The organism is Streptomyces sp. NPDC058092, from assembly GCF_042884935.1.
In the GTDB taxonomy this organism is placed as follows: domain Bacteria; phylum Actinomycetota; class Actinomycetes; order Streptomycetales; family Streptomycetaceae; genus Streptomyces.
The window spans coordinates 74,074-98,840 of record NZ_JBHVSY010000013.1; the positions used below are offsets into that span (position 1 = coordinate 74,074).

At 72.0% G+C, this 24,767-nt stretch carries 20 protein-coding genes, 2 pseudogenes and 1 riboswitch; of the genes and pseudogenes, 17 read left to right on the forward strand and 5 right to left on the reverse strand.

Annotation, left to right across the window (positions count from 1 at the left end; translation table 11 throughout):
- Positions 1-75: 75 nt before the first annotated feature.
- The gene (gene pgm, locus ACFVV1_RS22155; RefSeq protein WP_389991734.1) at positions 76-1,716 is read right to left on the reverse strand and encodes a phosphoglucomutase (alpha-D-glucose-1,6-bisphosphate-dependent); all 1,641 of its coding nucleotides are present in this window, start codon (positions 1,714-1,716) and stop codon (positions 76-78) included.
- A gap of 274 nt (positions 1,717-1,990) precedes the next feature.
- On the opposite strand from pgm, the gene ACFVV1_RS22160 reads away from it, so the two are divergent.
- Both ACFVV1_RS22160 and ACFVV1_RS22165 read left to right on the forward strand, forming a co-directional pair.
- Entirely contained in the window at positions 1,991-2,527 is a 537-nt protein-coding gene (locus tag ACFVV1_RS22160; protein ID WP_389991737.1) for a GNAT family N-acetyltransferase, read from the forward strand.
- Positions 2,515-2,832 (forward strand): cupin, encoded by a 318-nt coding sequence (locus ACFVV1_RS22165; RefSeq protein ID WP_389991740.1) that lies wholly within the window; start codon positions 2,515-2,517, stop codon positions 2,830-2,832. Before ACFVV1_RS22160 ends, ACFVV1_RS22165 begins: the two co-directional genes overlap by 13 nt.
- On the opposite strand, the gene ACFVV1_RS22170 is transcribed toward ACFVV1_RS22165, so the two are convergent.
- Positions 2,822-4,087 (reverse strand): MFS transporter, encoded by a 1,266-nt coding sequence (locus ACFVV1_RS22170; RefSeq protein ID WP_389991742.1) that lies wholly within the window; start codon positions 4,085-4,087, stop codon positions 2,822-2,824. The genes ACFVV1_RS22165 and ACFVV1_RS22170 overlap by 11 nt on opposite strands.
- An 80-nt stretch (positions 4,088-4,167) precedes the next feature.
- Here ACFVV1_RS22170 and ACFVV1_RS22175 point away from each other — a divergent pair, with 80 nt between their 5' ends.
- Positions 4,168-5,043, forward strand: a complete 876-nt coding sequence (locus ACFVV1_RS22175; RefSeq protein WP_389991745.1) for a LysR family transcriptional regulator — start codon at positions 4,168-4,170, stop codon at positions 5,041-5,043.
- A gap of 9 nt (positions 5,044-5,052) precedes the next feature.
- Here the strand turns inward: ACFVV1_RS22175 and ACFVV1_RS22180 are convergent.
- Positions 5,053-5,340 (reverse strand): annotated as a pseudogene (locus ACFVV1_RS22180) (RNA polymerase sigma factor); the annotation flags it as partial.
- Between the two features lie 181 nt (positions 5,341-5,521).
- Between ACFVV1_RS22180 and ACFVV1_RS22185 the strand changes: the two are divergent.
- The 3 genes from ACFVV1_RS22185 to ACFVV1_RS22195 all read left to right on the forward strand — a co-directional run bounded on the left by ACFVV1_RS22185 (position 5,522) and on the right by ACFVV1_RS22195 (position 8,030).
- The gene (locus tag ACFVV1_RS22185; protein ID WP_389991748.1) at positions 5,522-6,409 is read left to right on the forward strand and encodes an ABC transporter substrate-binding protein; all 888 of its coding nucleotides are present in this window, start codon (positions 5,522-5,524) and stop codon (positions 6,407-6,409) included.
- Between the two features lie 142 nt (positions 6,410-6,551).
- Positions 6,552-6,815 (forward strand): type B 50S ribosomal protein L31, encoded by a 264-nt coding sequence (locus ACFVV1_RS22190; RefSeq protein WP_389991751.1) that lies wholly within the window; start codon positions 6,552-6,554, stop codon positions 6,813-6,815.
- Between the two features lie 282 nt (positions 6,816-7,097).
- Positions 7,098-8,030 (forward strand): carbohydrate kinase, encoded by a 933-nt coding sequence (locus tag ACFVV1_RS22195; RefSeq protein ID WP_389991754.1) that lies wholly within the window; start codon positions 7,098-7,100, stop codon positions 8,028-8,030.
- Between the two features lie 85 nt (positions 8,031-8,115).
- On the opposite strand, the gene ACFVV1_RS22200 is transcribed toward ACFVV1_RS22195, so the two are convergent.
- Positions 8,116-9,414 carry a hypothetical protein gene (locus ACFVV1_RS22200; protein WP_389991757.1) on the reverse strand — a complete coding sequence of 433 codons (1,299 nt, stop codon included), beginning with the start codon at positions 9,412-9,414 and terminating at the stop codon, positions 8,116-8,118.
- Between the two features lie 198 nt (positions 9,415-9,612).
- On the opposite strand from ACFVV1_RS22200, the gene ACFVV1_RS22205 reads away from it, so the two are divergent.
- The 7 genes and pseudogenes from ACFVV1_RS22205 (at position 9,613) to ACFVV1_RS22235 (ending at position 17,830) form a co-directional block, all read left to right on the forward strand.
- The gene (locus ACFVV1_RS22205; protein ID WP_389991760.1) at positions 9,613-10,890 is read left to right on the forward strand and encodes a beta-ketoacyl-[acyl-carrier-protein] synthase family protein; all 1,278 of its coding nucleotides are present in this window, start codon (positions 9,613-9,615) and stop codon (positions 10,888-10,890) included.
- 14 nt (positions 10,891-10,904) lie between these two features.
- Positions 10,905-12,961, forward strand: a pseudogene (locus ACFVV1_RS22210) (acyl-CoA dehydrogenase).
- Positions 12,962-13,048: 87 nt separating this feature from the next.
- The gene (locus tag ACFVV1_RS22215) at positions 13,049-13,327 is read left to right on the forward strand and encodes an acyl carrier protein (protein ID WP_389991763.1); all 279 of its coding nucleotides are present in this window, start codon (positions 13,049-13,051) and stop codon (positions 13,325-13,327) included.
- Entirely contained in the window at positions 13,324-14,547 is a 1,224-nt protein-coding gene (locus tag ACFVV1_RS22220) for a beta-ketoacyl-[acyl-carrier-protein] synthase family protein (protein ID WP_389991766.1), read from the forward strand. The genes ACFVV1_RS22215 and ACFVV1_RS22220 overlap by 4 nt, the downstream gene beginning before the upstream one ends.
- A gap of 79 nt (positions 14,548-14,626) precedes the next feature.
- Positions 14,627-14,816: riboswitch (cobalamin riboswitch) on the forward strand.
- Positions 14,817-14,877: 61 nt separating this feature from the next.
- On the forward strand, positions 14,878-15,918 hold the full coding sequence (locus ACFVV1_RS22225) for an ABC transporter substrate-binding protein (protein ID WP_389991769.1): 1,041 nt from the start codon (positions 14,878-14,880) through the stop codon (positions 15,916-15,918).
- Positions 15,919-15,998: 80 nt separating this feature from the next.
- On the forward strand, positions 15,999-17,033 hold the full coding sequence (locus ACFVV1_RS22230; RefSeq protein WP_389992110.1) for a FecCD family ABC transporter permease: 1,035 nt from the start codon (positions 15,999-16,001) through the stop codon (positions 17,031-17,033).
- On the forward strand, positions 17,030-17,830 hold the full coding sequence (locus ACFVV1_RS22235) for an ABC transporter ATP-binding protein (protein ID WP_389991772.1): 801 nt from the start codon (positions 17,030-17,032) through the stop codon (positions 17,828-17,830). The genes ACFVV1_RS22230 and ACFVV1_RS22235 overlap by 4 nt, the downstream gene beginning before the upstream one ends.
- 282 nt (positions 17,831-18,112) lie before the next feature.
- On the opposite strand, the gene ACFVV1_RS22240 is transcribed toward ACFVV1_RS22235, so the two are convergent.
- The gene (locus ACFVV1_RS22240) at positions 18,113-19,150 is read right to left on the reverse strand and encodes a DUF2382 domain-containing protein (RefSeq protein ID WP_389991775.1); all 1,038 of its coding nucleotides are present in this window, start codon (positions 19,148-19,150) and stop codon (positions 18,113-18,115) included.
- 462 nt (positions 19,151-19,612) lie between these two features.
- On the opposite strand from ACFVV1_RS22240, the gene ACFVV1_RS22245 reads away from it, so the two are divergent.
- The 4 genes from ACFVV1_RS22245 to ACFVV1_RS22260 all read left to right on the forward strand — a co-directional run bounded on the left by ACFVV1_RS22245 (position 19,613) and on the right by ACFVV1_RS22260 (position 24,759).
- Positions 19,613-20,413 (forward strand): IclR family transcriptional regulator, encoded by an 801-nt coding sequence (locus ACFVV1_RS22245; protein WP_389991778.1) that lies wholly within the window; start codon positions 19,613-19,615, stop codon positions 20,411-20,413.
- A 123-nt stretch (positions 20,414-20,536) separates the two neighbouring features.
- Complete coding sequence (locus ACFVV1_RS22250; protein WP_389991781.1) at positions 20,537-22,201, forward strand: OPT/YSL family transporter; 1,665 nt, start codon at positions 20,537-20,539, stop codon at positions 22,199-22,201.
- Positions 22,202-22,269: 68 nt separating this feature from the next.
- Positions 22,270-23,334, forward strand: a complete 1,065-nt coding sequence (locus ACFVV1_RS22255) for a hypothetical protein (protein ID WP_389991784.1) — start codon at positions 22,270-22,272, stop codon at positions 23,332-23,334.
- Between the two features lie 123 nt (positions 23,335-23,457).
- Positions 23,458-24,759, forward strand: coding sequence for an alpha/beta fold hydrolase (locus tag ACFVV1_RS22260; protein WP_389991787.1), 1,302 nt, complete (start codon positions 23,458-23,460; stop codon positions 24,757-24,759).
- Positions 24,760-24,767 lie beyond the last annotated feature (8 nt).

A 24,767-nucleotide genomic window follows, 5' to 3' on the forward strand; every position in this document is an offset into this window, starting at 1 on the left:
GCGAACGGCCGGAGCCTTCCGATCCCTGTCGTCGATCCCTGTCGTGGAACAGGCTCGGGGCGGCTCCGGCCGGACTCAGGCGTCGAGGGCCGCGGAGACGACGGCCTTGGCCTCCTCCTGCACGCGGGCGAGATGGTCGCTGCCGAGGAACGACTCGGCGTAGATCTTGTAGACGTCCTCCGTGCCCGAGGGGCGGGCGGCGAACCAGGCGTTCTCGGTGGTCACCTTGATGCCGCCGATGGGTGCGCCATTGCCGGGCGCCTCCGTCAGCACGGCCGTGACCGGTTCGCCGGCCAGGGTGTCGGCCGTGACCTGCTCGGGGGAGAGGCGTCCGAGAACCGCCTTCTGCTCCCGGTCGGCGGGGGCGTCGATCCGGGCGTACGCCGGCTCGCCGAACCGGTCGGTGAGCGCCGCGTAGTGCTCCGACGGCGACTTGCCCGTCACCGCGAGGATCTCCGAGGCGAGCAGCGCCATGATGATGCCGTCCTTGTCGGTCGTCCACACCGATCCGTCGCGGCGCAGGAACGAGGCCCCGGCCGACTCCTCGCCGCCGAACCCGAGCGATCCGCCGGCCAGTCCGTCGACGAACCACTTGAAGCCGACCGGCACCTCGACCAGTTCACGGCCGAGACCGGCGGCGACCCGGTCGATCATTCCCGAGGAGACCAGCGTCTTGCCGATGCCCGCGGCGGCCGGCCACTCCTCTCGGTGGGCGAACAGGTAGTCGATGGCGACGGCGAGGTAGTGGTTCGGATTCATCAGCCCGGCGTCGGGTGTCACGATGCCGTGCCGGTCGGCGTCCGCGTCGTTCCCGGTCGCGATCTGATAGCGGTCGCGCCCGCCGATCAGCGAGGCCATGGCGTACGGCGAAGAACAGTCCATCCGGATCCTTCCGTCCCAGTCCAGCGTCATGAACCGCCAGGTGGGGTCGGTCAGGGGATTGACCACGGTCAGATCGATCCGGTGCTGTTCCGCGATCCGGCCCCAGTACGCGACCGACGCGCCGCCCATCGGATCGGCACCGATCCGCACCCCGGCCGAGCGGATCGCGTCGAGGTCGAGCACGGACGGCAGATCGGTGACGTAGCTGCCGAGGAAGTCGTACGTCCCGGTGGTAGACGCCGCCCGTGCGCGGGCGTAGGGCAGTCGGCGTACGTCCTTCATGCCGGCCGCGATGATCTCGTTGGCCCGTTCCTGGATCCAGCCGGTGGCCTCGGACCCGGCCGGGCCGCCGTTCGGCGGGTTGTACTTGAACCCGCCGTCGCCGGGCGGGTTGTGGGACGGCGTGACCACCACACCGTCGGCGAGCCGTGAGGTCCGGCCCCGGTTGTGGGTGAGGACGGCGAGCGACACCGCCGGGGTCGGGGTGTAGCCGTCGGCCGGATCGATGAGCACGGTCACGTCATTGGCGGCGAACACCTCGATGGCGGTGATCCTGGCGGGTTCCGACAGGGCGTGGGTGTCGGCGCCGAGGAAGAGTGGCCCGTCCGTGCCCTGCCGCGCCCGGTACTCGCTGATGGCCTGGCTGGTGGCGGCGATGTGGTCCTCGTTGAACGCGGTGGCCGTGGACGACCCGCGATGGCCGGAGGTACCGAACGCCACCCGCTGGTCCGGCACGGACGGATCCGGGTGCAGCGTGTAATACGCGGTCACCAGCCGGGCCACATCGGTGAGATCCTCCGGCCGGGCCGGCTGTCCAGCTCGTTCGTGCGACATCTGCCACTCCTCCGTATCGGTCGGTCGTTGCGTTCTTCCCCGCGCCATTTTCGCGGGTGGCCCGCGCCGGTCCGCCACTGCCCCGCCGTCGGCACGGGAGGCCGGGCCCCCAGGTGCAGCGCAATTCCTGTGGAGGCGCCGCGCGGCCCCGGCATATGTTCGTCCACGACGACGAGGGGTCCGCCGACCGACGGCGACACATGGCGGGACCGGGACGAACGGGGTTCCGGACGAACCGGGTTCCGGACGAATGCAGGAAGAGAAGAGACCAGAGATGGCACCGAACGAGTCACCCGCCGGCCGCGTCCTGCTGCGCGAGGCCACCGCCGAGGACGCGGGGCCGCTCACCCGGCTGTTCCTCGACTCCCGCGCCGCGTCCATGCCGTACCTCCCGAAGGTGCACAGCGACGCGGACACGCTCGCCTGGATGACCCATGTCGTCCTGCCCGGAACAACGGTGTGGATCGCCGGGACGGGGGCCGGGGAGGTGCTGGGTTTCGCCTCCCTCGACGGAACCGAGCTGGAACACCTGTATCTGCGACCCGACGTACGGCGTCGGGGCATCGGCTCCCTGCTCCTGGCCAAGGCGCGCGAGACCGCTCCCGACGGGCTCAACCTGTACGTCTTCCAGCGCAACACCGCCGCCCGTGCCTTCTACGAGCGATACGGATTCACCGCGGTCGAGTTCGACGACGGAAGCCGCAACGAGGAGAAGGAACCGGATGTGAGATACCGGTGGACCGCGGACGGGCCTCCGGCAGGATCGCGGGGGCGCGGGGGCTGCGGCACAGTGGGCATATGGACGATCTGAATGCCCTCGCCGACGAGCATCTGGCCGCGGCCCGCGCGTCCGCGCACGGCCGCAGCGCCCACCGCCTGCTGCATCAGGAACCCCTGCGCCAGACCGTCATCGCCCTCGTCTCGGGCTTCGCCCTCGACGAGCACAACGCACCCGCCGCGGCCTCCCTCCAGGTGCTCCGCGGCAGGGTGCGCCTCACGGCGGCCTCGGGCGATGTGGAGCTGAGCGCCGGGGCGCTCCAGCCGGTTCCGCAGGAGCGGCACGGACTGCTGGCGCTGGAGGACGCCGTGGTGCTGCTGACAGCCGTCAACGAGTGACGGAGACGGCACCGGGACGTGCGGCGGAGGCCATCCGGACGCGCTCCAGAACCCACAGGACGAGGCTTCCGGCGGCCAGCGCACCGCCCAGGAGGCAGATGCCGCTCCAGCCCGCTCGTGACCAGACCACCGAAGCCAGGGCGGCTCCGGCCGCACCGCCCAGGAAGAACAGCGTCATGAATCCGGAGTTGATCCGGTTGCGGGCCTCCGGGCGGAGCGCGTAGATCACGGTCTGACCGCTGTTGAGCCCCGCCTGCTGGGCGATGTTCAGCGAGATCACCCCGACCGCCAGCCACAGCAGCGAGGACTCGCCGGCCAGCAGCGGCAGCCACGAGAGCGTGAGGAGCGCGGCCGCCGTGCCCGACACCGCCTGCACCCGGCCGCGGTCGCTCAGCCGCGCCGCGATGTTCATGCCCACCACACCGATGACGCCCACCAGCCCGAACAGTCCGATGGCGGCCGCGTTCCAGTGGAAGGGGGGCCGGGTCAGCAGGAACGTCAGCGCGGTCAACTGCACGCTGTACGAAGCCATGGAGAACGCGCCGATGGCCGCCCGCCACCGCAGCAGGGGTTCCTGCCGCAGCAGGGCCAGCGTGGAGCGCAGCAGTCCGGTGTACGGCATCGTCGCCGCGTCGCGCGGCCGGGGCAGCCGGGGGAGCCGGTTGTGCAGGAGTATCGCCATGACGGCCATGAGCAGCGCGTTCACCCAGTACGCGGTCCGCCAGCCGCCGAGCTCGGACAGCGCACCGGAGGCCAGTCGCCCGAACAGCCCGCCGAGCAGGACACCGGACATGACGACACCGACGATCCTGCCGCGTTCGGCCGGAGCCGCGAGGGCCGCCGCGAACGGCACCACGACCTGCGCCCCGACGGAGGTCAGCGCGGTGAGCAGGGTTCCGGCGATCAGCAGGGGACCGGTGGGCGCCGCGGCCGTCATCAGGAGGAAGAAGGCGGTGAGCGCGAACAGGATCACCGCGAGCCGCCGGCGGTCCATGACGTCCCCGAGGGGAACGAGCAGGATCAGGCCCAGCGCGTATCCGGCCTGCGCGGCGGTCACGATCAGCCCCGCCGCGGTGACACCGATGTGCAGATTCACCTCGATGACGTCGAGCAGCGGCTGCGCGAAGTAGTTTCCGGCGGCCGAGAGCCCCGCGGCGAGGGCCATCAGCAGGACCAGGCCGCGACCGGGCGCGGGCGGATCGGGGAGCGTGCGCGGGACGGCGCGACTGCGGGTCCCGTGAGTGGAATGAGCCATGTCCCTCAGCCTCGAGGATCCACCATCCATGAGTCCAACACATGTTTTTCATTCCATCGATCGTGGTTCACGATGGATGGATGGAATTTCAGCAGATGCGGTACGTCGTCGCGGTGGCGGAACTGGGCAGCTTCACCCGCGCCGCGAAGAGGTGCCTGGTCGTCCAGTCCGCGTTGAGCCATCAGATCGCCCGGCTGGAGAAGGAGCTGGGGGCCCGGCTCTTCGACCGCACGAGCCGTCAGGTGCGGCTCACCGCGGCGGGCGAGGCGTTCCTGCCGGAGGCCAGGCAGGCGCTGGACGCGGCGGAGCGGGCCCGGGCCGAGGTCGCCGCCACGACGGGGGAGGTCCACGGCCGCCTCGCGGTCGGAGCCATCCCGACCGTCGCCGCGGTCGACATCCCGGCCGCGCTGCGCGCGTTCCATCTCCGCTACCCGAAGGTGCACATCGTCCTGCGGGACGGGGCGAGCAAGGACCTGGTCCAGGAGGTACGGGAGCGCACGCTCGACGTGGCGTTCCTGGGCGTGCTGCCGAGCTACCGGCCGAAGGGCGTGAGCGATCACGAGCTCGCCACGGGCGAACTGGTCGCCGTCGTCGCCCCCACCCACCCCCTGGCCGGGAAGGCGGAAGTGGGGCTGGAACTGCTGGCGAAGGAGATGTTCGTCGACTACCCCGACGGCACGGCGGCCCGGGCGCAGTCGGAGGAGGCGTTCGCGGCGATGGGGCTCACCCGCGAGGTGGCGTTCGAGGTCAGCGGCACCGACTTCATCGTCCGGCTGGTCCGCAGCGGGCTCGGCATCGCCATGCTGCCGGCCGCCTTCGCGGCGGAACTGCCCGGCGTACATGTGCTGCCCGTCCGTGATGCGCCCGCCCGCACGGAGCGACTGGTCTGGAGCCGCTTCCGACCCACCCCGGCCGCCGCGGCGTTCCTGACCGGACTCGGTGTCGATACCGGCTGAGGATTCCGTTCAGCCTTCCGGCAGCGCCCGGCGGCGACGCCGCCGGAAGTCCTGCTCGGCCGTGTTCTCCGTACGGTCGACGGCGGCGTCGTACGCCGACGCGGCATCCGAGGTACGGCCCAGCCTGCGCAGCAGATCGGCCCGGGCGGCATGGAACACGTGGTACCCGTCGAGGTCGAGCTGCTCCACGAGTCCGAGCGCGACTTCCGGTCCCACCACCTCCGCCACCGCCACCGCGCGGTTCAGCGCCACCACCGGGCTCGGGCTCAGGGCCGGCAGCTGGTCGTACAACCGCAGGCCATCGACCGCCTGCGCCGCGAGGCCGCCCGCGCCGACGCGCCCCGGCCATGCGCGGGTGTCTTCGCGTCACATGTGCCGGACGGGCCGCACAGGGGGGTGTCGCGGGGGTTCGCTGGGCAGGTACTGGTGTACGACCCGGAAGACGGGGCGCAGTGGCCGCCGGTGAGGTGCGTGTGACGTGAGGGAGCAGACCGTGTGGCAGTTCTCCGACGATCGTGGACAGGTGTCGACCGCTGTGCGGCGCCCGACGCGGGTGCTCGCCTATGTCCAGGCCGGAGCGACCCTGTGGGACCACGGGATACGCCCGAGCGCGATATTCGGCTCCGATCATGACGATCGCACCGTGCCGGACCCGGCGAAGACCGGATCGTTGTCGTTCACCGAGGTCCGCTACCTCGGCGCGGGCGGCACCCTGGACGTGGACACCCTGCTGGGCGGTGGTCCGGACCTGGTCGTGGCCGTCAGCTACGGCGGCGGGCATGTCTACGGGCTCGCCCCGGAGACCGCCAAGCATCTGGAGGAGCACGTCCCGGTCGTCGTCATCGACGTCGGCCGGGCGCGTACCCTCGCGGAGATCGGCGACCGGTTCGCACAGCTGGCCCGATCGCTCGGCGCCGGGGATCCCACGACGGCGACCCAGGACCTGGACGCCGCCCGGGACCGGCTGCGCACGCTCGCCGCCGGACCTGACCGGCCCCGGGTGGTCGCCCTCTCCCCGGCCGAGGAGAACCGGACGCATCTCGCCCGCCCCCGCATGTGGCCCGAACTGCGCGTGCTGGCCGAGCTCGGCGTCGACCTCGTGGAACCGGCGGACGGGCCCGGCGCGAACTGGTCCACGGTCGGCTGGGCGGAGGCCGCTGCACTGCGCCCCGCCGTCGTGCTCGCCGACATCCGGGCCAACGCCACCCCCCTCGACGAACTCCGGAGAATCGAGGAGTGGGCGGCGATCGAGCGCGCCGCCCGGGTGCTGCCGTGGAACCCGGAGCCGGTCTGCAGCCCGCAGGCCCACGCACGATTCCTGACACTCGTGGCCGACGCGCTGGAGGCCGTCGCCCACCCGCGATGACGTACGCGGCCCCAGGGCGTTGCCGGCGCCGCCCGCGTGTGCCGATGCCCCGTACGGACGTCAGCGATCGCGCCGGGCGTCCCGGTTCGGGAGGCTGGCCAGGAGTGCCCCGAGCCGACCCCGCACGTCCCCAGGAGCAGGCATGCAGCAGGACAAGCACCCGCCCTACCGTCCCGTGGTCTTCCGCGACCGTTCGGCGGGCTACGCCTTTCTGACCCGGTCCACCGCGTCGAGCGAGCAGACGATCGACTGGGACGACGGCAACAGCTACCCCGTCATCGACGTGGAGATCTCCGCGCAGAGCCACCCGTTCTTCACCGGGAAGGCCCGCGTGGTCGACTCCGAGGGACAGGTCGCCAAGTTCGAGCGGCGGTACGGGGAGGAGGGGCGCAAGGACGCCTCCTGACCCGCGTACGGACCTGAACCCGACCCGCGTACGGACCCGAGTCCCCCGGCCCTCCCCACAGGGCCGGGGGACTTTGTCCGTCACACCCCTTGATACCGTCCGCCCGTCGTAACCTGCCCACACCATCGAACTGACGCGCGCCACTGAAGCACGTCACCGGAGCACGCCCGCCCCCGGCGGGACGCAGGGGGTATCCGAAGTGGCCACGAACAACGCGCGACTGCCGATCCGGGCCCGGGACCAGGACACCCTCGTCACCGCACTCCAGGAGACCCCACCCTCATGCTCGACAGACTCGACCTGCTGGTCATCGGCGAATGCGTCGCCGACATCGTCCGGCTGCCGGGTGCGGCCGATCAGGTCCACCCGGGAGGCAGCCCGGCCAATGTGGCGTACGGCCTGGCCAGGCTCGGGCACGGCACCACCCTGCTCACCCAGCTCGGCCCGGACGACAACGGACGGCTGATCAGGGACCACCTGGCCGCTGCCGGGGTCGAGGTCCGCACGGACGGTGCCACGGCGCCCACCCCGTCCGCCGCCGTGACCCTGGACGACGGCGGCCGGGCCGCGTACACCTTCGAGATCACCTGGACGTTCGCCCCGGTGACCCCGGACCGGCCGCCCCACCATGTCCACACCGGTTCCATCGCGACGGTGATGGCACCCGGTGCGGCCACCGTCCTCGCCGCAGTCGAGTCGCTGCGGACGTCCGCGACCGTCAGCTACGACCCCAATGTGCGACCCGAACTGATGGGGGACCACGACGCGGCCGTCCGCAAGGTCGAGCGCTGCGTCGCGCTCAGCGACGTGGTCAAGGCCAGCGACGAGGACCTGGAGTGGCTCTACCCGGACCGGGATTCGCAGGAGGTCGCCGAGCGGTGGCTCGCCATCGGCCCGGCCGTCGTCCTCGTCACCCGGGGACGCGACGGGGCCCTCGCCGTCCTTCCCGGCGGGCAGGTGACGGTCGACGCGCTGCCCACCGACGTGGTCGACACGGTGGGGGCGGGCGACGCCTTCATGTCGGGCACCCTGCACGCCCTCGCCGCGCACGGACTGCTCGGCGCGGACGGCCGTGAACGGCTGCGCTCGCTGGACCGGGCCACCGTGACCGACGTCCTGCGCCACGCCGCGGCCTGTGCCGCCGTGACCGTCGCACGGGCCGGCGCCAACCCGCCGGACGCGGCGGAACTGAAGGCGGCACTCGCCCGGGACTGAACACGACGGTGCCACAGGGCCTGCTCCGAGCTCACCCGGGGCGGGCCCCGCATCGTCCCCCCACGTTCGTTACTCACCGACGAGGTCACCGGAGTCCGGGCGCCGCCGGACGCGGTCTGCTGTCGTCGTCGAGGAATTCGACGACGGCGAGAGCGAACAGCGCGCACAGTGCGATCCACACGGTGACCAGGCCCGTCGGCCGGTCCCACGCCACCAGGACCGCGGCGGCCACCACGACCACCGTCCAGTTCAGCCAGGCCCTGGCCCGGTGCACCCACCTGCCGACCGGGCCGCCGGCGACACCGGCCGCGTCCCGTACCGCACCGATGCCGCCGCTCCACATGGCCTTGACGCGGGTCGCGGCGTGGCCGGCACCGGTGAGCCACGCGGCGAGGGCCACCACGATGCCGAGCGTGATCACCATCCGGACCAGGGTGCGTGCCGGGCCGGCCAGGGCGTCGAAGACGGAACCGGCCGCCGGCTGCGACACCTCGGGCGGGAGACTGTCGAGATAGAACGCGCGGCCCAGCCACATGGCCATCGCGAGCACCGCGGCACCCGCCGCGACCGCCAGCGCCGTCGTGACCAGGGCGCGACGGCGGTGCACCGCGAGCAGCACCCCGCCCGCGGCCAGGACCAGAGTGACCGGCGGCAGCCAGAAGCCGATGATCTGGAGGGCCCGGAACCCCTTCTTGGCCTTGCCGACCGCGTCGGAGGTCAGCACCGTGAAGTCGGTGTGGATCTCGGGGATCTTCGCGGCGATCGTCAGCCCCCGGTCGACGAGGCGTTGCTTCACCCGGTCGATCACGGGCGCCAGGTCGATGGTGACGGTGTCGTTCGTGAGCCTCACCGCCCCGTTGCCGCTGCCGGTCAGTGCCTTCAGCGTCGCGGACTGGGCGGCCCGGTTGAGATCGGTCCAGATCGTCGCGAAGGCGTCGCTCGTGACGAACTTCTCCACGGTTCCGTGGACGAAGCCCGTGACTCCCGTGGTGAGGGGGCCGCTCAGGCGCGTGAGCGCCTTGTCGACCACCGGCCGGTCCGCGGGGGCGACATCGGCCAGCAACGCCTTCACATCGAGGTGTTTCATGACGGCGCCGGTGACGCGGTCGGTCACGGCGGCCTGCACATCGGGATCGGATGCGAGGGGCGCCATCATCGCCACGTAGTTGTCCGTGTCGCCGATCTCGTTCTTCGCCCAGGTGGACACGATGCTCAGCGGTGTGAGGACGGCCGCGACGAGGATGAACAGCACGGCGAGGAACGAACGGGCCCGCAGCCGGTGCCGCGCCGGGGCATGGGTCTCCAGCGCCGCCACCCTGGCGCGCAGCGCGTCCAGTTCCGTGCGCGCGTCGGGGGATTCCGACCGGTTGTCGTCCGCTTCCATTACCCAAGGGGATGCCCCACCGGTCCGCACAGCGCGGTGGGCTGCTGCGGACGGGTGAACGCGCGTACCGGACGTGCCGCGCGGACCGGTCCACCCGGCCCATCGTTGACCCGTTCGGCTCAGTGAGCGCATCCTCGCCGGGGCCACGGCCGTTCGACAACCGGTAGGCGTGATCGATTACGGCGGAGGGGGCGGAACATGGGGCGGGCGGACATGGGTGTCGCGGTGACGGGAATGGGGCTGGTGACTCCGGCGGGCGCGGACGAGCACACCTTCTGGGCGGGACTGTGCGCCGGCGTGTCCGTGGCCCGGCGCTGCGACGAACTGGCGGGGCTGCCCGTCGACTTCGCCTGTCCGGTGGACGGGATCGATCTCGACGAGGCCGTCGGCGGACGCGCGGTGTGGCGGATGGCACGGTTCGTGAAGATGGCGCTGGTCGCCGCCCGGCAGGCGGTGGCGGACGCCGGGCTGTCGCCGGAGCGGTGGGACGGCGGCCGGGTCGGCGTGGTGCTGGGTGTCGGTGTGGGCGGGGTGTCCGTGCTCGTCGACAATGTGCGCAGGCTGGACGACCAGGGAGCGGAGGCGGTGTCGCCGCTCCTGGTCCCGATGATGATGCCCAACGCGGCCGCCGGGGAGGTGGCCATCGCGTTGCGGGCGTACGGCCCGAGCCTGGCACCGGCCACGGCGTGCGCGTCCGGGGCGACCGCGATCGCCGTGGCCCGCGACCTGCTGATGAACGGCCGGTGCGATGTGGTGGTGGCGGGCGGCGCGGAATCCGTGGTAACTCCGCTGGTGGTGAGCGCCTTCGCGGGCATGGGCGCGCTCTCCCGGCGGAGCGGCGATCCGGCCGGGGCATCGCGGCCGTTCGCCGCGGACCGGGACGGATTCGTGATCGGTGAGGGTGCCGCCGCGCTCGTGCTGGAGCGGACACCCGCCGCGTACGCCCGCGGCGGGCGGCCGCGCGCCCTGCTGACCGGTGCGGGCTCCGGCACCGACGCCCACCACCCCACGGCCCCGGCTCCGGACGGAGCCGGGCCGCGCAGGGCCGTGGAGGCGGCGCTGCACGAGGCGGGCTGGGCGGCCCACGAGATCGATCACATCAACGCGCACGGCACATCGACGCCGCTGAACGACGCGATGGAGACGGAACTCATCTCGGGCCTGTTCCCGCACCGGCCGTCGGTGACGGCGCCGAAGGGCGTGCTCGGGCACACCCTCGCGGCGGGCGGGGCGATCGAGGCGGTGGCCACCGTACTGACCCTGGAACAGGGTCTCGTCCCGCCGATCGCCAACCTGGACTCGCTGCCGGACGGGTTCGGCCTCGACTGTGTGGTCAAGGAGCCCCGCCCGCAGTACGTCGAGCGGGCGATCAGCCACTCCTTCGGCTTCGGCGGGCACAACGTCGCGCTCGCCTTCCAGCGCGTCGAACCGGACGGTCCGCGGCGGGCCGCCCCCGGTGTCCTCGCCGTCGACTGAGTCGTTCTTGTCGCATGACCACAACGATCGACGGCCCCTCCACCGAAGCGTCCACGGACCTCCTCACCGCTGTGCTCCTCGGCGACAACCACCGCCGGGAGCACGGCTTCTGGCAGCGGCTGATCAGCACGGAACCGTTCCGCCGCCCGGAGCGCCGCACTCCCGAGGAGCGCCTGAGTCTCACGTACGAGCGGCTGCGCATCCTCAACGACTGCCTCGACAGCGGCGCCCGGGTCGCCGCCGACCCACGCGCCCTCGCGGCCCTGCACGAATGGCTCGGGCCGGTCGACCCGGCACTCGCCACGGTGGCGGGCATCCACTACAACCTCTTTCTCGGCACCCTCCTCGACCACGAGGGCGACACCCGGCGGGACCTGTCGGACTTCCTGCGGCTGCGGAGCATCGGCACCTTTCTCTGTACGGAGGTGGCGCACGGCAACGATGTGGCGGCCGTCGAGACCGTGGCCGCCTACGACCGCGCACGTGACGGTTTCGTGCTGCACACCCCGCACGCGGGCGCCCAGAAATTCATGCCCAACACCAGTCCGGCGGGCGGCCCCAAGACAGGGCTCGTGGCCGCCCGGCTGCTCGTCGACGGCACCGATCAGGGGGTCTTCCTATTTCTCGTACCGCTCACCGATGCCGTACGGGCCCTGCCCGGTGTACGGGTCCGCAGACTTCCCGCACGCATGGGGAGCCCGGTGGACCACTGCCTGACCTCCTTCGACCAGGTCTTCGTGGGGCGCGACGCGCTGCTCGGCGGGGACCACGGACGGATCGGCGACGACGGCGGGTTCAGCAGCACCGTCGGCAACCGGAGGTATCGACTCCGCATGTCGATCGGACGCGTCACCTCCGGGAAGATCTCGATGAGCGCGTGCGCGGTCGGCTCCGCGCGCGCGACACTCGCCGTAGCCGTCCGCTACGGCGGACACCGGTACATCTCCGGGCCGCGCGGCTCGCGGCAGGTACCGGTGATCGCCCACCGCAGCCACCACGGCCCCCTCGCCGTGGCCATGGCCACCGTCTTCGCGATGAGCCTGCTGCACCGCAGGGCCCTGGACTGCTGGGAGCGGCGGGAGGACGGCTCGGGCGCGGGCCCGGAGGAGGCGGAGCGGCTGGTCGCCGTGGCCAAGGGGTGGATCACCTGGCGGGCCAGGTCCGTGATCGTCGAATGCCGTGAACGGTGCGGCGCCCAGGCGCTCCTGGAGAACAACGGCATGAGCGAACTCCTCACCGGAGTGGAAGGCGCCATCACCGCCGAGGGCGACAACCTGGCCATCCACGCCAAGGCGGCCGCGGAAATGCTCTTCGTCACCGAACCCGCCGGGTGCGGAACCCCCTCCGGCGGCGCACCCGGTGATCTCGCCGACCCCCGGTTCCTCGGCAGGCTCCTGGCGGCCCTGGAGGAGATCTGGTTCGGCCGGGCCAGGGAGCGGATGGGCCGCGCACCGCACGGCGATCCGCTGGGGCGGTGGAACGCCACGGCCGGACCCGCCCTGCGCGGCGTCGAGGCTCACGCCCACCGGCAGGCGGCCGAGGCGTACACGGACGCGGTGGCCGGTCTGCCGGACGGGCCCGCCCGCGAGCAACTCATCACACTGCAACGGCTGTTCGCGCTCGACTGGATCGCCCGGAACAGCGGTGACCTGCTGGTCGCAGGTCATCTGACAAGCGATCAGGTCAACCGGCTGCCGGAGGCCGTGGATCAGCTCGTCACCGCCGTCGCGCCCCAACTGCCCGCCCTCGTCGACTCCTTCGCGCTGCCGCAGGAGCTGCTGGCCGACTGGCCCATCGCGGGGGCCGATTACGTCGACGCGTACGACGACCCGGCGGCAGCCTGGCAGCAGCAGCAGCAGCAGCAGCACGGCGGCCGGACGACGGCTCAGGGACCGCGATGAGGGCCGTGACCAGCACCGGAACGGGCCCACGGCGCCGGGTACGGGAGGCGGCCGGGGCCCTCGGCGTCCGGGTCGTGCTGCTCGCCTTCTGGGGTACGGCGGCCGTCCTGCCCCGGTGGTGCGCACACCCGCGGAAAGACGGTGCCGAATCGGTTCGCCACAAGGCGTAACTGGAGGCACGCCACCCAGTTGATCCGGCGTCGGGACGATGCCCCCACCGTCCCCGGCAGCCGTACCGAATGATGGAGAGGAAGCTCATGAGTACGATTCATCCCAAGATCACCGAGGTGCTGACACACACCTTCAAAGTGCCCGCCGCCGAGATCCGCCCTGATTCCACGATGGACAGCCTGGAGATGGACTCCCTCGCCGTCGCGGAGTTCGCTGTCCTCATCAGGGAGACGGCGGGCGGCGACGGGGACTTCGACAGGCTCCCCAAGGACGCCACCCTCGCCGACATCACGCGGTTCATCGACGCGACAACGGACCGCGGGACGCCGGTGGGCGGCTCAGCACCGATGAGCAACGCCCGATGAACAAGCCCGCCATCGCCGTCACCGGCCTGGGAATGATCACTCCGGTCGGCAACGACACCGAATCCACCTGGAAAGGTGTGTGCGCCGGAGTCTCGCCGGTGCGTACCGTCGCGGCACTCGAAGGGTGCGCGATCGATTTCGCCTGCACCGTCGAAGGAATCGATCTGGACGCCGCGATCGGCGGCCGTACGTCTTTCCGGATGGGGAGGTACGTCAAGTTCGCCGTCCTCGCCGCCCGGGAGGCGGTCGCCGACGCCGGGCTCGACCCGGCGCGGTGGGAGGGCAGCAGGGTCGCGGTGGTCGTCGGCACCAGCAGCGGCGGCTCCGCCTCACTGACCGAGCAGGCCGTCGTACTCGACCGGCACGGACCGGATGCCATCTCGCCGTCGGGCATCCTGCTCACCATCCCGAACATGCCGGCGGCCGAGATCGCGATCCAGTTGCGGGCCACGGGTCCCAGCATGGCACCGTGCACCGCGTGTTCGTCCGGTGTCACCGCCCTGTCCGTCGCCCGCGATCTCCTGGTCACCGGGCAGTGCGACATCGCGATCGCCGGAGCCACCGAGTCGATCGTCTACCCGGCCGCCATGGCCGGGTTCGCCCGGTCCGGAGCCGCGGCCCGGGCGCACGGCGACCCGGCCAGGCGATGCCGGCCCTTCGCGGCCGACCGTGCCGGGCTGGTCATGGGCGAGGGCGCCGCCGTCATGGTGCTGGAACGGGCGGCCGACGCCGCAGCCCGGGGCGCCGGACCCCGGGCGCTGCTCGCGGGCACCGGCGCCACCACCGACGCCCACCATCCCACCAGCCCGCACCCGTCCGGCGCGGTCGCCCAGACAGCGGTCGAGGCCGCGCTGCGCGACGCGGGCTGGGCGGCCGAGGATGTCGAGCACATCAACGCGCACGGCACGGCGACGCCGATCAACGACGCCACCGAGGCCGCCCTCATCGGCCGGGTCTACCCGCACCGGCCGCCCGTCACCGCCCCGAAGGGCGTGCTGGGGCACTGCATGGGGGCGGCCGGAGCGATCGAGGCCGGACTGACCGTCCTCACGCTCCAGCGCGGAGTCGTACCGCCCATCGCCAACCTGGACGCCCCGGCACCCGAGTTCGACATCAACTGCGTCACCAAGGAACCGCTGCGGCTGCCTGTCCGGCGTGCCATCAGCCACTCCTTCGGCTTCGGCGGACACAATGCCGTGATCGCCCTTCAGCGTCCGTAGGCATCAGGCAGGTGGTGCGACGGGGAGCCCATCCCGGCGTACCACCGGCCACACCGACCATGAGCTGCGCAGAAGCTCGTGATAGCTTGCCTGGGCCAGTCGAACTCCACGTAGGAGTCAGGGAATCCGGTGAGAATCCGGAACTGACGCGCAGCGGTGAGGGGGACGGGCGGGGCCACGGCCACTGGGAACACCTTCGGGTGTCCTGGGAAGGCGTCCCGTCCGAAGGAACCCGAGTCCGAAGACCTGCTGGCGGCTGCGACCCGGTACCGGGCGCAGAACTCCGTACAACGGGCTCCGCGCATGGGCCCAGAGACGCAGAGGGACTCCGTGCCGTCCATAGCCAGCCCCGTCCGCACCATCGCCCTGCTCACGGCGGGACTCGTCCTGCTGACCGCCTGCGGCGGCGGAACGAGCAACTCCACCGCGAAGTCCGGCTCCGCCGACGGATATCCCGTGACGCTGAAGAACTGCGGACGCACCGTCACCGTCGAATCCGCGCCGCGCCGCGCCGTCCCGGTCGACCAGGGGTCGACGGAGATCCTGCTGTCCCTCGGCCTCGCCGACCGGCTGGCCGCCACCGCGACCTGGACCGACCCGGTGATGAAGGGCCTGGAGAAGGCCAATGCCGAGGTCCCCAGGATCGCCGACAACCGGCCCTCGTCGGAGAAGGTCCTCGACCAGGAGCCCGACTTCGTCAGCGCGTCGTTCGAGTCGACCCTCGCCAAGGGCGGCGTCGCCCCCCGCGAACAGTTCGAGGAGCTCGGCGTCCCCACCTATGTCTCGCCCGCCGACTGCACCGGCAAGGACAACAGCGGCGGCGGCGACGGAGCCCGTACCGAGCCACTGACCATGGACAGCGTCTACGGCGAAGTACGCGACCTGGCCAGGGTGTTCGGCGTGCAGGAGCGCGGCGACACGCTCGTGGCGCGGCTGCGGGCCCGGGTGAAGAAGGCGACCGGGTCCATCGACGCCTCCGGTACCACCCTCCTCTACTGGTTCTCCGACTCCAAGGCCCCCTACCTGGCCGGCTGTTGCGGAGCACCCGGCATCATCACCGGGGAACTCGGCGCGAAGAACGTCTTCGACGACACGCACGAGGAATGGCCGCAGATCAGCTGGGAGACCGTCGCCGACCGCAACCCCGACGTCCTGGTCATCGGTGACCTGACCCGCAAGGCACAGACCGCCGAGAGCGCCGCGAAGAAGATCGAATTCCTGGAGTCCAACCCCGCCACGAAGAACATGGACGCCGTCAGGCACAAGCGGTACGTCCTGCTGAGCGGCCAGGCCATGAACCCGTCCATCCGGACGGTCGAGGGCGTGGAACGCGTCGCCGCCGGGCTGCGCACGTTCGGGCTCGCGGGGTGACGGACACCGAGCGGACCACGGCGGCGGATGCGCGGCGGGCCTCCGAAGCGACCGCGCGCGGCGGGGACGGTGTACGGAAGCTGCGCGGCGGGGCGGGCGTACGGAAGCTGCGCGGCGGGGTCCTGTGGGCCTGCGGCGTCGCGCTGCTCGTGCTGTCCGTCGCGGTCGCCGTCACCATCGGCCCCGCCCGCATCTCCGTCGCCGACGTCTGGTCCACAGTGGCCGCCCACTTCGGCTGGGGCCGGACGCGGCTCACCCCGATCCGGGACGGCATCATCTGGAGCCTGCGCATGCCGCGCACCCTGCTCGCGGCGGTGTGCGGCGCCGGGCTCGCGGTGTGCGGCACCGTCATGCAGTCCCTGCTCCGCAACCCGCTCGCCGACCCGTTCGTCCTCGGCGTCTCCTCCGGTGCGTCGACCGGCGCGGTCGTGGTCGTCGTCCTCGGGGTCGGTGGGGGAGCGGTGTCGATCTCGACCGGCGCGTTCATCGGCGCACTGTGCTCGTTCGCCCTCGTTCTGCTGCTGAGCCACACCCTGGGCGGCACGACCGACCGGGTCGTCCTCTCCGGTGTGGCGGCCATGCAGCTGTTCTCCGCGCTCACCTCCTTCGTGGTGATGACCTCCGCCGACGCCGAGCAGACCCGCGGGGTGCTGTTCTGGCTGCTGGGCTCGCTCAGCGGGGTCGGCTGGACCGATGTGTGGATCTGCTCCGCCGTTCTCGTCCTGACGCTGCTGGTCTGCCTCGGACACGCCCGTACGCTCGACGCCTTCGCGTTCGGCCAGGACGCCGCCGCCGCGCTCGGCGTCCATGTCGCCCGCACCCGGATCGTGCTGCTCTGCGCGACCGCGCTGCTGACCGCCGCACTCGTCAGCGCGGCGGGCGCCATCGGCTTTGTCGGCCTGGTACTGCCGCACGCCGCGCGGGCACTCGCCGGCTCCGGGCACCGGCGGCTGCTGCCGGTCACCGCACTGGCCGGGGCCGTGTTCCTGGTCTGGGTCGACACGCTCGCCAGGACGGTCCTCGACCCGCAGGAGGTGCCGGTGGGTGTCGTCACCGCGCTCATCGGCGTGCCCGCGTTCGTCCTGGTCCTGTACCGCACCCGGAGGATCACATGACGGGGGGAGCCTCGGACGGGCTGCGTGCCGACCGGGTCAGCCGGGAGGCGGGCGGCCGCCTCATCCTCGACGGGGTCCACTTCGCCCCGCCGCCCGGCACGACCGTCGGGCTGATCGGGCCGAACGGCTCCGGCAAGTCCACCCTGCTGCGGGTGCTCGCGGGGGTGCTCGCCCCGGCGACGGGCGTGGTCACCCTCGATGGCAGGCGGCTCGACGCGATCGGCCGCCGGACCGTGGCCCAGCGGGTCGCCGTGGTCGACCAGCATGCCGTCACCCAGGTCGAGTTGAGTGTCCTGGACGTGGTGCGCCTCGGGCGCGTCCCGCACCGCAGGGCCTGGTCGGCGCCCGGCCGGGCGGACGACGACGCGGTGCGCGAGGCCCTGGAGCGGACCGGTCTCGCCGACCGCGCCGGCCAGTCCTGGCACACCCTCTCCGGAGGCGAGCGGCAACGCGTCCAGATCGCGCGCGCACTGGCTCAGCAACCGCGTGAACTGCTGCTCGACGAGCCGACGAACCACCTCGACATCCAGCACCAGCTGGAACTGCTGTCACTGATCACCTCGCTGCCCCTCACCGGTGTGATCGCTCTGCACGACCTCAACCTGGCCGCGATGTTCTGCGACCGGATCGTCGTCATGAAGGAGGGGCGAGTGGTGGCCGCCGGAACCCCCACCGAAGTGATCACCGAGGAACTCATCGCCGACGTCTACCGGGTGCGGGCGCGGGTCGCTCCGGACGGCCCCGACGGGCGGCCTTCGGTGCGCTTCCTGCCGGAGCGGCGGGAGCGCACAGAGTGACCGGAGAGGCGGGAGCGGCGGGAGCGCACAGAGTGACCGGAGTGACCGGAGTGACCGGAGTGACCGGAGTGACCGGAGTCGCCGGTCGAACCCGTGGGGCCGGAGGGACCGGTGCGGCCGTAGCGGCGGGCGCTGTGGCGGCGGGCGCTGACGGGCGTTGCGGTGGCGGTGCCGTACGCGAACTGCCGGAGTTCTGACGGCGGGAGAGCGGGCCCTGACACGACACGGGCCCGCCCCTCACTCGCGCTCTCGGTGCGGCTGTCCGCCGCTCTGCGGCGGGGGTCAGCGGCGGCGCCCTCGGCCGTACTCGCCGCCCATGCCCTTTCCTCCGATGTCTCCGCCCTCGATGTTCCTGTCGTCCGCGTAGTCGATCTGTTCCTTGCGGAGTTCGGCGGAGACCTCCTTCTGCTCGGTCACCTTCTTGGTCTCCATGCGCACCCGCTCGACCGGCACCGTCTCCTTGCGCGTGGTGGCGCGCTCGGCGTGCAGGGTGACCTCGACGTCCTGCTCGCGGATGTCCGTGGGCCCCGTCGCCCTGTCGCCGGGCCGCAACGGTTCACGGATGACCCGTACCTCTTCGTGTGCCACCGGCACCGTCCTGGTCACGTTCTCGGTGACGACGTACTTGTGCAGGCGCGCCTTGCCGCTCTCGTACTCCTCGGTGCCGACGTGCAGTTGCTCCTCGCAGCGGATCAACTCCTCCTTGCCGCCCAGGTCCGCGGCGGACCGCTCGGCACCCGCCCCGGCGCCGACGAGGGGCCGGGCCGTGCCGGCCGTCCCGGTGTCGCGGTGCCTGCCCGGACCCGTACCGGTTCCGGCGCCGGCCATGCCGGTCGTGCGCGACGTGGAGGTGCGGGAGGTGTCCGTACCGGAGGCGGAGGTGCCGGCCGCGCCCATGGCTCCGGTTCCGGCGGCTCGCGCCGCGCCCGTGGCCGTGGTGCCGGTCCCGGACGTCGTGGTTCCGGTGCCCGGCTGCCCGCCGAACCGGGCGGTGGTGTTCCTGGCGAGGCCGTAATGGCGGTAGAGCTCCTCCTCCTCCGCCACGGACAGATGCGCGTCCGCGTCCACCCGGGGGGCTTCCTTGACGCGGTCCTTCGGATGCGTGATGTGCAGGTCGGAGCCCACGCGACGGGCCCCGGCGAGCGGCACGAAACTCTCCTTCATGCCGAACAGGCCGGTTTTCACCGTGATCCAGTCCGGGCGGCCGGTGTTGTCGTCGACATACACCCGGCCCACACTGCCGATCTTCTCGCCCGCGGTGTCGTACACCGTCAGGCCGTCGAGCTCTCCGGAATCCGTGAAACCGTCAGCGGCTCCCATGGCCGATCCCTCCTCGCCCGGGCGCGTCCTGTGGCTGGATCCATCAGGGGAGGCGCGTCCGATTCCCATCGCGCCTCACCCGGATGGACGCTGCAACCTCCCCGCCCGCGCAGGCCGGCCGTCACATGCGCGGCGCTTCGGCGGTGGCCGCCCGTCACGGTGGTGCGGACGCCACCCTTCCGTTAGGCCAATCGGGTGAAGCGTGAAAGGTGTGCGCCTCATGCGTGAGCTCCTGACCGTGCGAAGAACGCATGCCTGCGGGCGGCACGCCCACGCGCCGACGCCACCGGTGCGACCTGTCCCGCCACCGCCTGTGAGCAGCACATTCGCGCCGCGGAGGCGAATTCGCGGCAAACCCTTGACACCCGCTTGGGGCACCCGCATTCTTTCGCCAGAAAACGCAACGGCGTTGCGATTTCCGCACCGGTAGGCGGATGACATGGACGAAGGAGGGCCGTCCCCATGACGGAGCACGGCAAGGAAACCGGCACCCCGGCCGAAGCCGGAAACCGGGTCCCTGGCGTCCTGCAGACCGTGGACCGGGCCCTGCTCGTCCTGCTCACCTTCACCGAGCAACGGCCCGAGTGGGGTGTCAGCGAACTGGCCCGTCACCACGGCTGGGACAAGGCCGTCGTCCAGCGACTGCTCACCACGCTGACCGCGCGCGCCTTCCTGGTCTGCGACGACCGCACCCGCCGTTACCGCCCCGGACCCGCCCTGTCCCGGCTGGCCAGGGTCGGCGAACACAGCGGGATGCTCTCCTCGCTCGCCCGGCCGGTGCTCGCCCGGCTGCTCCGCGAGACCGGCGAGAGCATCGTCCTCAACGTCCCGCACGGCGGCAGCTACCGCTGCGAAGCCGCCGTCGACGGAACCGGCCCCGTCCGCTACACGGCGATCATCGGCGCGGTCATGCCCGGCCACGCCGGAGCGTCCGGACACGCCATCTTCGCGTACCACCCCGAACGCGAGATCCGGCAGATGTTCGGCCCCACCGGGCTGACCCGCTTCAACGACCGCACCATCACCGACCTGGACGCCCTGCTCGCCTGCTACGCACAGGTCCGCGCCGATGGTTACAGCATCAGCCACGGCGAGTACGACGAGGCCGTGACCGCGGTCTCGGCCCCCGTCTTCCAGGGCGACGGCGTCCCCGCCTCCCTGACCGTCATCGGCCCGTCCCACCGCGTGGACCGGGCCGCCGACACCCTTGTGACGCTGGTCCGCGCCGGAGCGGCGGAGATCACCGCCGCCCTCGGCGGCTGAACCGGCCCACCGCAGAACCTCCCACCGCTGCGAGCGCGGTACCCGCGTCGCCGGTGTGCCGGGCCATGCCCGCGCACATCCGCCGACGACCTACCCAGTCCTGCTCACCGAAGGGGGTGCCCCATGGCGCACCATGTCTCCGCCCCGGACCCTGCCCCGCCGCCGGGCCCCGATACCGACGACACCCGCTCGCATCCGCGCACCCTGGAGCCCGTGCTGCTGGTCATCCTGGTGGTGCTGGCCGCGGTCGGTGCCGTCATCGGTATCGACCTGGTCTCCAAACTGGGCATCTCCGCCAACACCTCCGTGGTCGGCGCACTCGTCGCCATGCTGATCGGCCGCATCCCGCTGGGCTTTTTGCGCCGGATGCGCTCCGTGCACCGGCAGAACCTCGCCCAGAGCGCCATCTCCGCCGCCACCTTCGCCTCCGCGAACGCGCTGCTGACCTCCGTGGCCGTGCCGTACGTCTTCGGGCGCAAGGACCTGGTCTGGCCTATGCTCGCGGGAGCCTTCATCGGCCTGGTCGTGGACGCCTGGGTGCTCTACCGCGCCTTCGGCTCCCGGCTGCTGCCCGCCGACGCGGCCTGGCCGCCCGGCACGGCCGCCGCCGAGACCATCAAGGCCGGCGACCGGGGAGGACGCCGGGCCCTCATCCTCGCCGGAGGTACGGCCGTAGGCCTGGCCGGAACCCTCTTCAGCCTGCCGCTCTCCGCAGCCGGGGTCGCCTTCCTCGGAAACGTCTGGGCCCTGATGATGTTCGGCATCGGCCTGCTGCTGCGCCAGTACAGCCCCGACCTCTTCCACACCGACCTGGGCGCCGGATACGTTCCGCACGGTGTCATGGTCGGCGCCGGAATCGTGGCGCTCGGCCAGGCCGTGCATCTGCTGGTCGGGCGTCGCGAACGCAAACGGCAGGCGGTCGTCGAGGATACGCGGGTCGCGGCCGTCCCGGCGGACCCGAGCACCGTGTACACCGTCGACGAGCGAGCACTGCGGCTCTCCCTGATCCGCGGCTACGCCCTGTTCACGGCCGGCGCCGCGATCCTCGCCGTGCTCGGCGGGCTGGCCGGCGACATGAGCCCGCTCGGCATCGTCGGCTGGGTGCTGTTCGCCGCCTTCGCCGCCCTGGTCCACGAACTGATCGTCGGCCTCGCCGCCATGCAGTCCGGCTGGTTCCCGTCCTTCGCCGTCACCCTGATCTTCCTCATCCTCGGCCTGGCCATCGGAATCCCGTCCGTGCCGCTCGCCCTCCTGGTGGGATACGTATCCGCCACCGGTCCCGCCTTCGCCGACATGGGCTACGACCTCAAGGCCGGCTGGCTGCTGCGCAGGGACCACCGTCCCTGGGACCCGTTCGAGCGCGAAGGCCGCCGCCAGCAGTTCCTCGCCGCCCTCATCGGCTTCGCCGTCGCCCTCGTCGTCGTCGCCGTCGCCTGGCGCTCCTACTTCGGACAGGGCCTCATCCCGCCCGTCGCCAAGGTGTACGCCGACACCATCAAGAGCGGGCTCAGCGACCCGGACGCGGTACGCACCATGCTGCTCTGGGCCGTCCCCGGCGCCGCCATCCAACTGCTCGGCGGCACCCGCAGACAGATGGGCGTCATGCTCGCGACCGGTCTGCTCATCCTCACCCCGCAGGCCTGCTGGCTCGTCCTGGGCGCCCTCGTCGTCCGGGTCGGCTACCGCAAGCTGCGCGGCCCCGCCGCCGATGAGGAGCTCAACCTGGTCGGCGCCGGACTGATCGCGGGCAGTTCGCTCGGCGACTCCGCCCAGATCCTCAAGACCTGACGGCCCCTGAACCACTCCCCGTACCACCGCATCACTCAGCACCACCCGCACGGCAAGGAGAACCCTCCATGGACATGTACAGCAGGCTCGAACCGCGTCCCGAGTACCTCAGCTTCGAACTCGCCCTGGCCGCCCGCAAGCTCGTCGAAGAGGTCATGCTCGTCAAGCGCGGCGAGCACGTCGTCCTCACCGGCGACACCAGTAGCGACCGCCGGGTGATCGAGGCCACCGCGCAGGCCGTCGCCGCCGCCGGCGCACACCCCGTCGTCGTCTGGTACGAGACGCTGCCCGGCGCCTCCATGGAACCGCCCCGGCCCGTGGCCGGAGCCATCGCCGACGCCGACGTGTGGATCGAGTTCGCCGTCTCGTACCTGATGCACTCCGACGCCTTCCGCGCCGCCATGGCGAACGGCTGCCGCTACACCAACCTCACCGCGATGGACGTCCAGATGCTGGTCGCCACCGTCGGCCGCCCCGACTTCCAGGGCGTCATCCGCCTCGGCAAGGCCCTCGTCGCACTCCTGGAGGCCGCCGACGAGGTCCGTATCACCTCCGCCAACGGCACCGACCTCGTCGGCCGCAACGGCGACCGGCCGATCAACCTGCGCGGCAAGCCCGCCGAGAAGCCCGGCGAGACCGTGATGCTCTCCGGTCAGATCTCCTGGAACCCCCTCGAAGAGACCCAGGACGGCGTCCTCGTCTTCGACGGGGCCCTGTGGCCGCCGGACGAGATCGGACTGCTGCGCTCCCCGGTCCGCTGCACCGTCGAGAAGGGTGTCGTGACCAGGATCGAGGGCGGCGCCGACGCGGACACCTTCCGCCGCTGGATGGAGTCCTTCGACGACCCGAACATGTTCCGGATCGCGCACTGGTCGCTCGGCTTCAACCCGGGCGTCCTCGCCCCGACCGGCCGCATCGTCGAGGACGAGCGGGTCTTCGGCTGCGTCGAGCTCGGCATCGGCACCAAGGGCGCCTGGATCGGCGGCGAACCGTGGGTGGCCGCCGCCCACACCGACGGCAGCGTGCTGGGCCCCTCCATCCACCTGGACGGCGTCGCCATCGAGGAGAACGGGCGTTACGTGCACCCGGAGCTGGTCGAGATCTGCCGCGACCTCGGCGTCGCCGGCTACTGAGCCCGCATGGGCGGGCCCGCACCACCCCGGTGCGGGTCCGCCCGCCACCCGTGAAACCGTTCTGCGACGCGCGTCCCGCGAACTGTTCCGCGACGCGCGTCCCACGAAGTGAAAGGAGCGCCCATGTCCACCGCCGCCCCCGTCTCCTACCGCCACGGCGGCCTGGTCTGCACGGACCACACCCTCGACGTGCCGCTCGACCACGACACCCCCGACGGCCCCACCATCGGCCTGTTCGCCCGCGAGGTGGTCGCCGCCGGCCGCGCACACGAGGAACTGCCCAGGCTGCTCTGGCTCCAGGGCGGCCCCGGCGGCCGTGCCGAGCGTCCCAACGCGGCGGGAGCCTGGCTGCGCCGCGCCCTCACCGACTACCGCGTCGTCCTGCTCGACCAGCGCGGAACCGGCCGCTCCACCCCTGCCGACCGGGTCACCCTCGCCCGGTTCGGCACCGACGGCGAAGCCGCCGCCGGGTATCTCGCTCACTTCCGTGCCGACTCGATCGTCCGTGACGCCGAACTGCTGCGCCGACACCTCCAGGGCCAACGGCCGTGGAGCGTCCTCGGGCAGAGCTTCGGCGGCTTCTCCACCCTGACGTATCTCAGCCTCGCCCCCGAAGGGCTCGCACAGGCCTACATCACCGGCGGTCTGCCGACCCTCACCGGCCACGCCGACGACGTGTACCGGGCCGCCTACGCCCGTACCCTCGCCCACAACGAGCGCTACTTCGCCCGCTACCCCGGCGACCAGCGGCTCGCCGATGCCGTCGCCGCGCACCTCGACGCGCACGACGTCCGCATGCCGACCGGCGAGCGGCTGACCGTCCGCCGCTTCCAGACCCTCGGCATCACCTTCGGCACCTCGGCGAAATTCGACTCGCTCCACTACCTCCTGGAGACCGCCTTCACCGAAGGCGCCCACGGCCCGGAGCTCACCGACACCTTCCTGCGCGGGGTCGACGCCGCCGTCTCCTTCGCCGAACGCCCCCTGTACGCCGCGCTCCACGAGCCGATCTACGCCCAGGGGCCCCGCCCCACCGACTGGTCCGCCCACCGCGTCCGGCAGGAGTTCCCCGCCTTCGACGCCACGGCCGCGACTCCGCTGCGATTCACCGGCGAGATGGTCTATCCCTGGCAGTTCGAGGAGGACCCCGCGCTCGTCCCGCTGCGCGGCGCCGCCGAGGCGCTGGCCGCCCGCACCGACTGGCCGGCCCTCTACGACCTCGACCGGCTCGCCGCCAACGAGGTCCCCGTCGTGGCCGCCGTCTACCACGACGACATGTACGTCGACCGCGAGCAGGCCCTCGTCACCGCCGATGCCGTCCGCGGTCTGCGGACCTGGGTGACCGACTCCTATGCGCACGACGGGGTACGGGCCGACGCCGCGGTGCTGGACCGGCTGATCGCCATGGCCCGGGACGAAGCCTGACCGTCCGT

What these genes read in the sequence shown, in the direction of transcription:
- pgm (WP_389991734.1), bottom strand. Translation starts at nt 1,716, where the DNA reads ATGTCGCACGAACGAGCTGGACAGCCGGCCCGGCCGGAGGATCTCACC.
- ACFVV1_RS22160 (WP_389991737.1), top strand. Translation starts at nt 1,991, where the DNA reads ATGGCACCGAACGAGTCACCCGCCGGCCGCGTCCTGCTGCGCGAGGCC.
- ACFVV1_RS22165 (WP_389991740.1), top strand. Translation starts at nt 2,515, where the DNA reads ATGGACGATCTGAATGCCCTCGCCGACGAGCATCTGGCCGCGGCCCGC.
- ACFVV1_RS22170 (WP_389991742.1), bottom strand. Translation starts at nt 4,087, where the DNA reads ATGGCTCATTCCACTCACGGGACCCGCAGTCGCGCCGTCCCGCGCACG.
- ACFVV1_RS22175 (WP_389991745.1), top strand. Translation starts at nt 4,168, where the DNA reads ATGGAATTTCAGCAGATGCGGTACGTCGTCGCGGTGGCGGAACTGGGC.
- ACFVV1_RS22190 (WP_389991751.1), top strand. Translation starts at nt 6,552, where the DNA reads ATGCAGCAGGACAAGCACCCGCCCTACCGTCCCGTGGTCTTCCGCGAC.
- ACFVV1_RS22195 (WP_389991754.1), top strand. Translation starts at nt 7,098, where the DNA reads ATGCTCGACAGACTCGACCTGCTGGTCATCGGCGAATGCGTCGCCGAC.
- ACFVV1_RS22200 (WP_389991757.1), bottom strand. Translation starts at nt 9,414, where the DNA reads ATGGAAGCGGACGACAACCGGTCGGAATCCCCCGACGCGCGCACGGAA.
- ACFVV1_RS22205 (WP_389991760.1), top strand. Translation starts at nt 9,613, where the DNA reads ATGGGGCGGGCGGACATGGGTGTCGCGGTGACGGGAATGGGGCTGGTG.
- ACFVV1_RS22215 (WP_389991763.1), top strand. Translation starts at nt 13,049, where the DNA reads ATGAGTACGATTCATCCCAAGATCACCGAGGTGCTGACACACACCTTC.
- ACFVV1_RS22220 (WP_389991766.1), top strand. Translation starts at nt 13,324, where the DNA reads ATGAACAAGCCCGCCATCGCCGTCACCGGCCTGGGAATGATCACTCCG.
- ACFVV1_RS22235 (WP_389991772.1), top strand. Translation starts at nt 17,030, where the DNA reads ATGACGGGGGGAGCCTCGGACGGGCTGCGTGCCGACCGGGTCAGCCGG.
- ACFVV1_RS22240 (WP_389991775.1), bottom strand. Translation starts at nt 19,150, where the DNA reads ATGGGAGCCGCTGACGGTTTCACGGATTCCGGAGAGCTCGACGGCCTG.
- ACFVV1_RS22245 (WP_389991778.1), top strand. Translation starts at nt 19,613, where the DNA reads ATGACGGAGCACGGCAAGGAAACCGGCACCCCGGCCGAAGCCGGAAAC.
- ACFVV1_RS22250 (WP_389991781.1), top strand. Translation starts at nt 20,537, where the DNA reads ATGGCGCACCATGTCTCCGCCCCGGACCCTGCCCCGCCGCCGGGCCCC.
- ACFVV1_RS22255 (WP_389991784.1), top strand. Translation starts at nt 22,270, where the DNA reads ATGGACATGTACAGCAGGCTCGAACCGCGTCCCGAGTACCTCAGCTTC.
- ACFVV1_RS22260 (WP_389991787.1), top strand. Translation starts at nt 23,458, where the DNA reads ATGTCCACCGCCGCCCCCGTCTCCTACCGCCACGGCGGCCTGGTCTGC.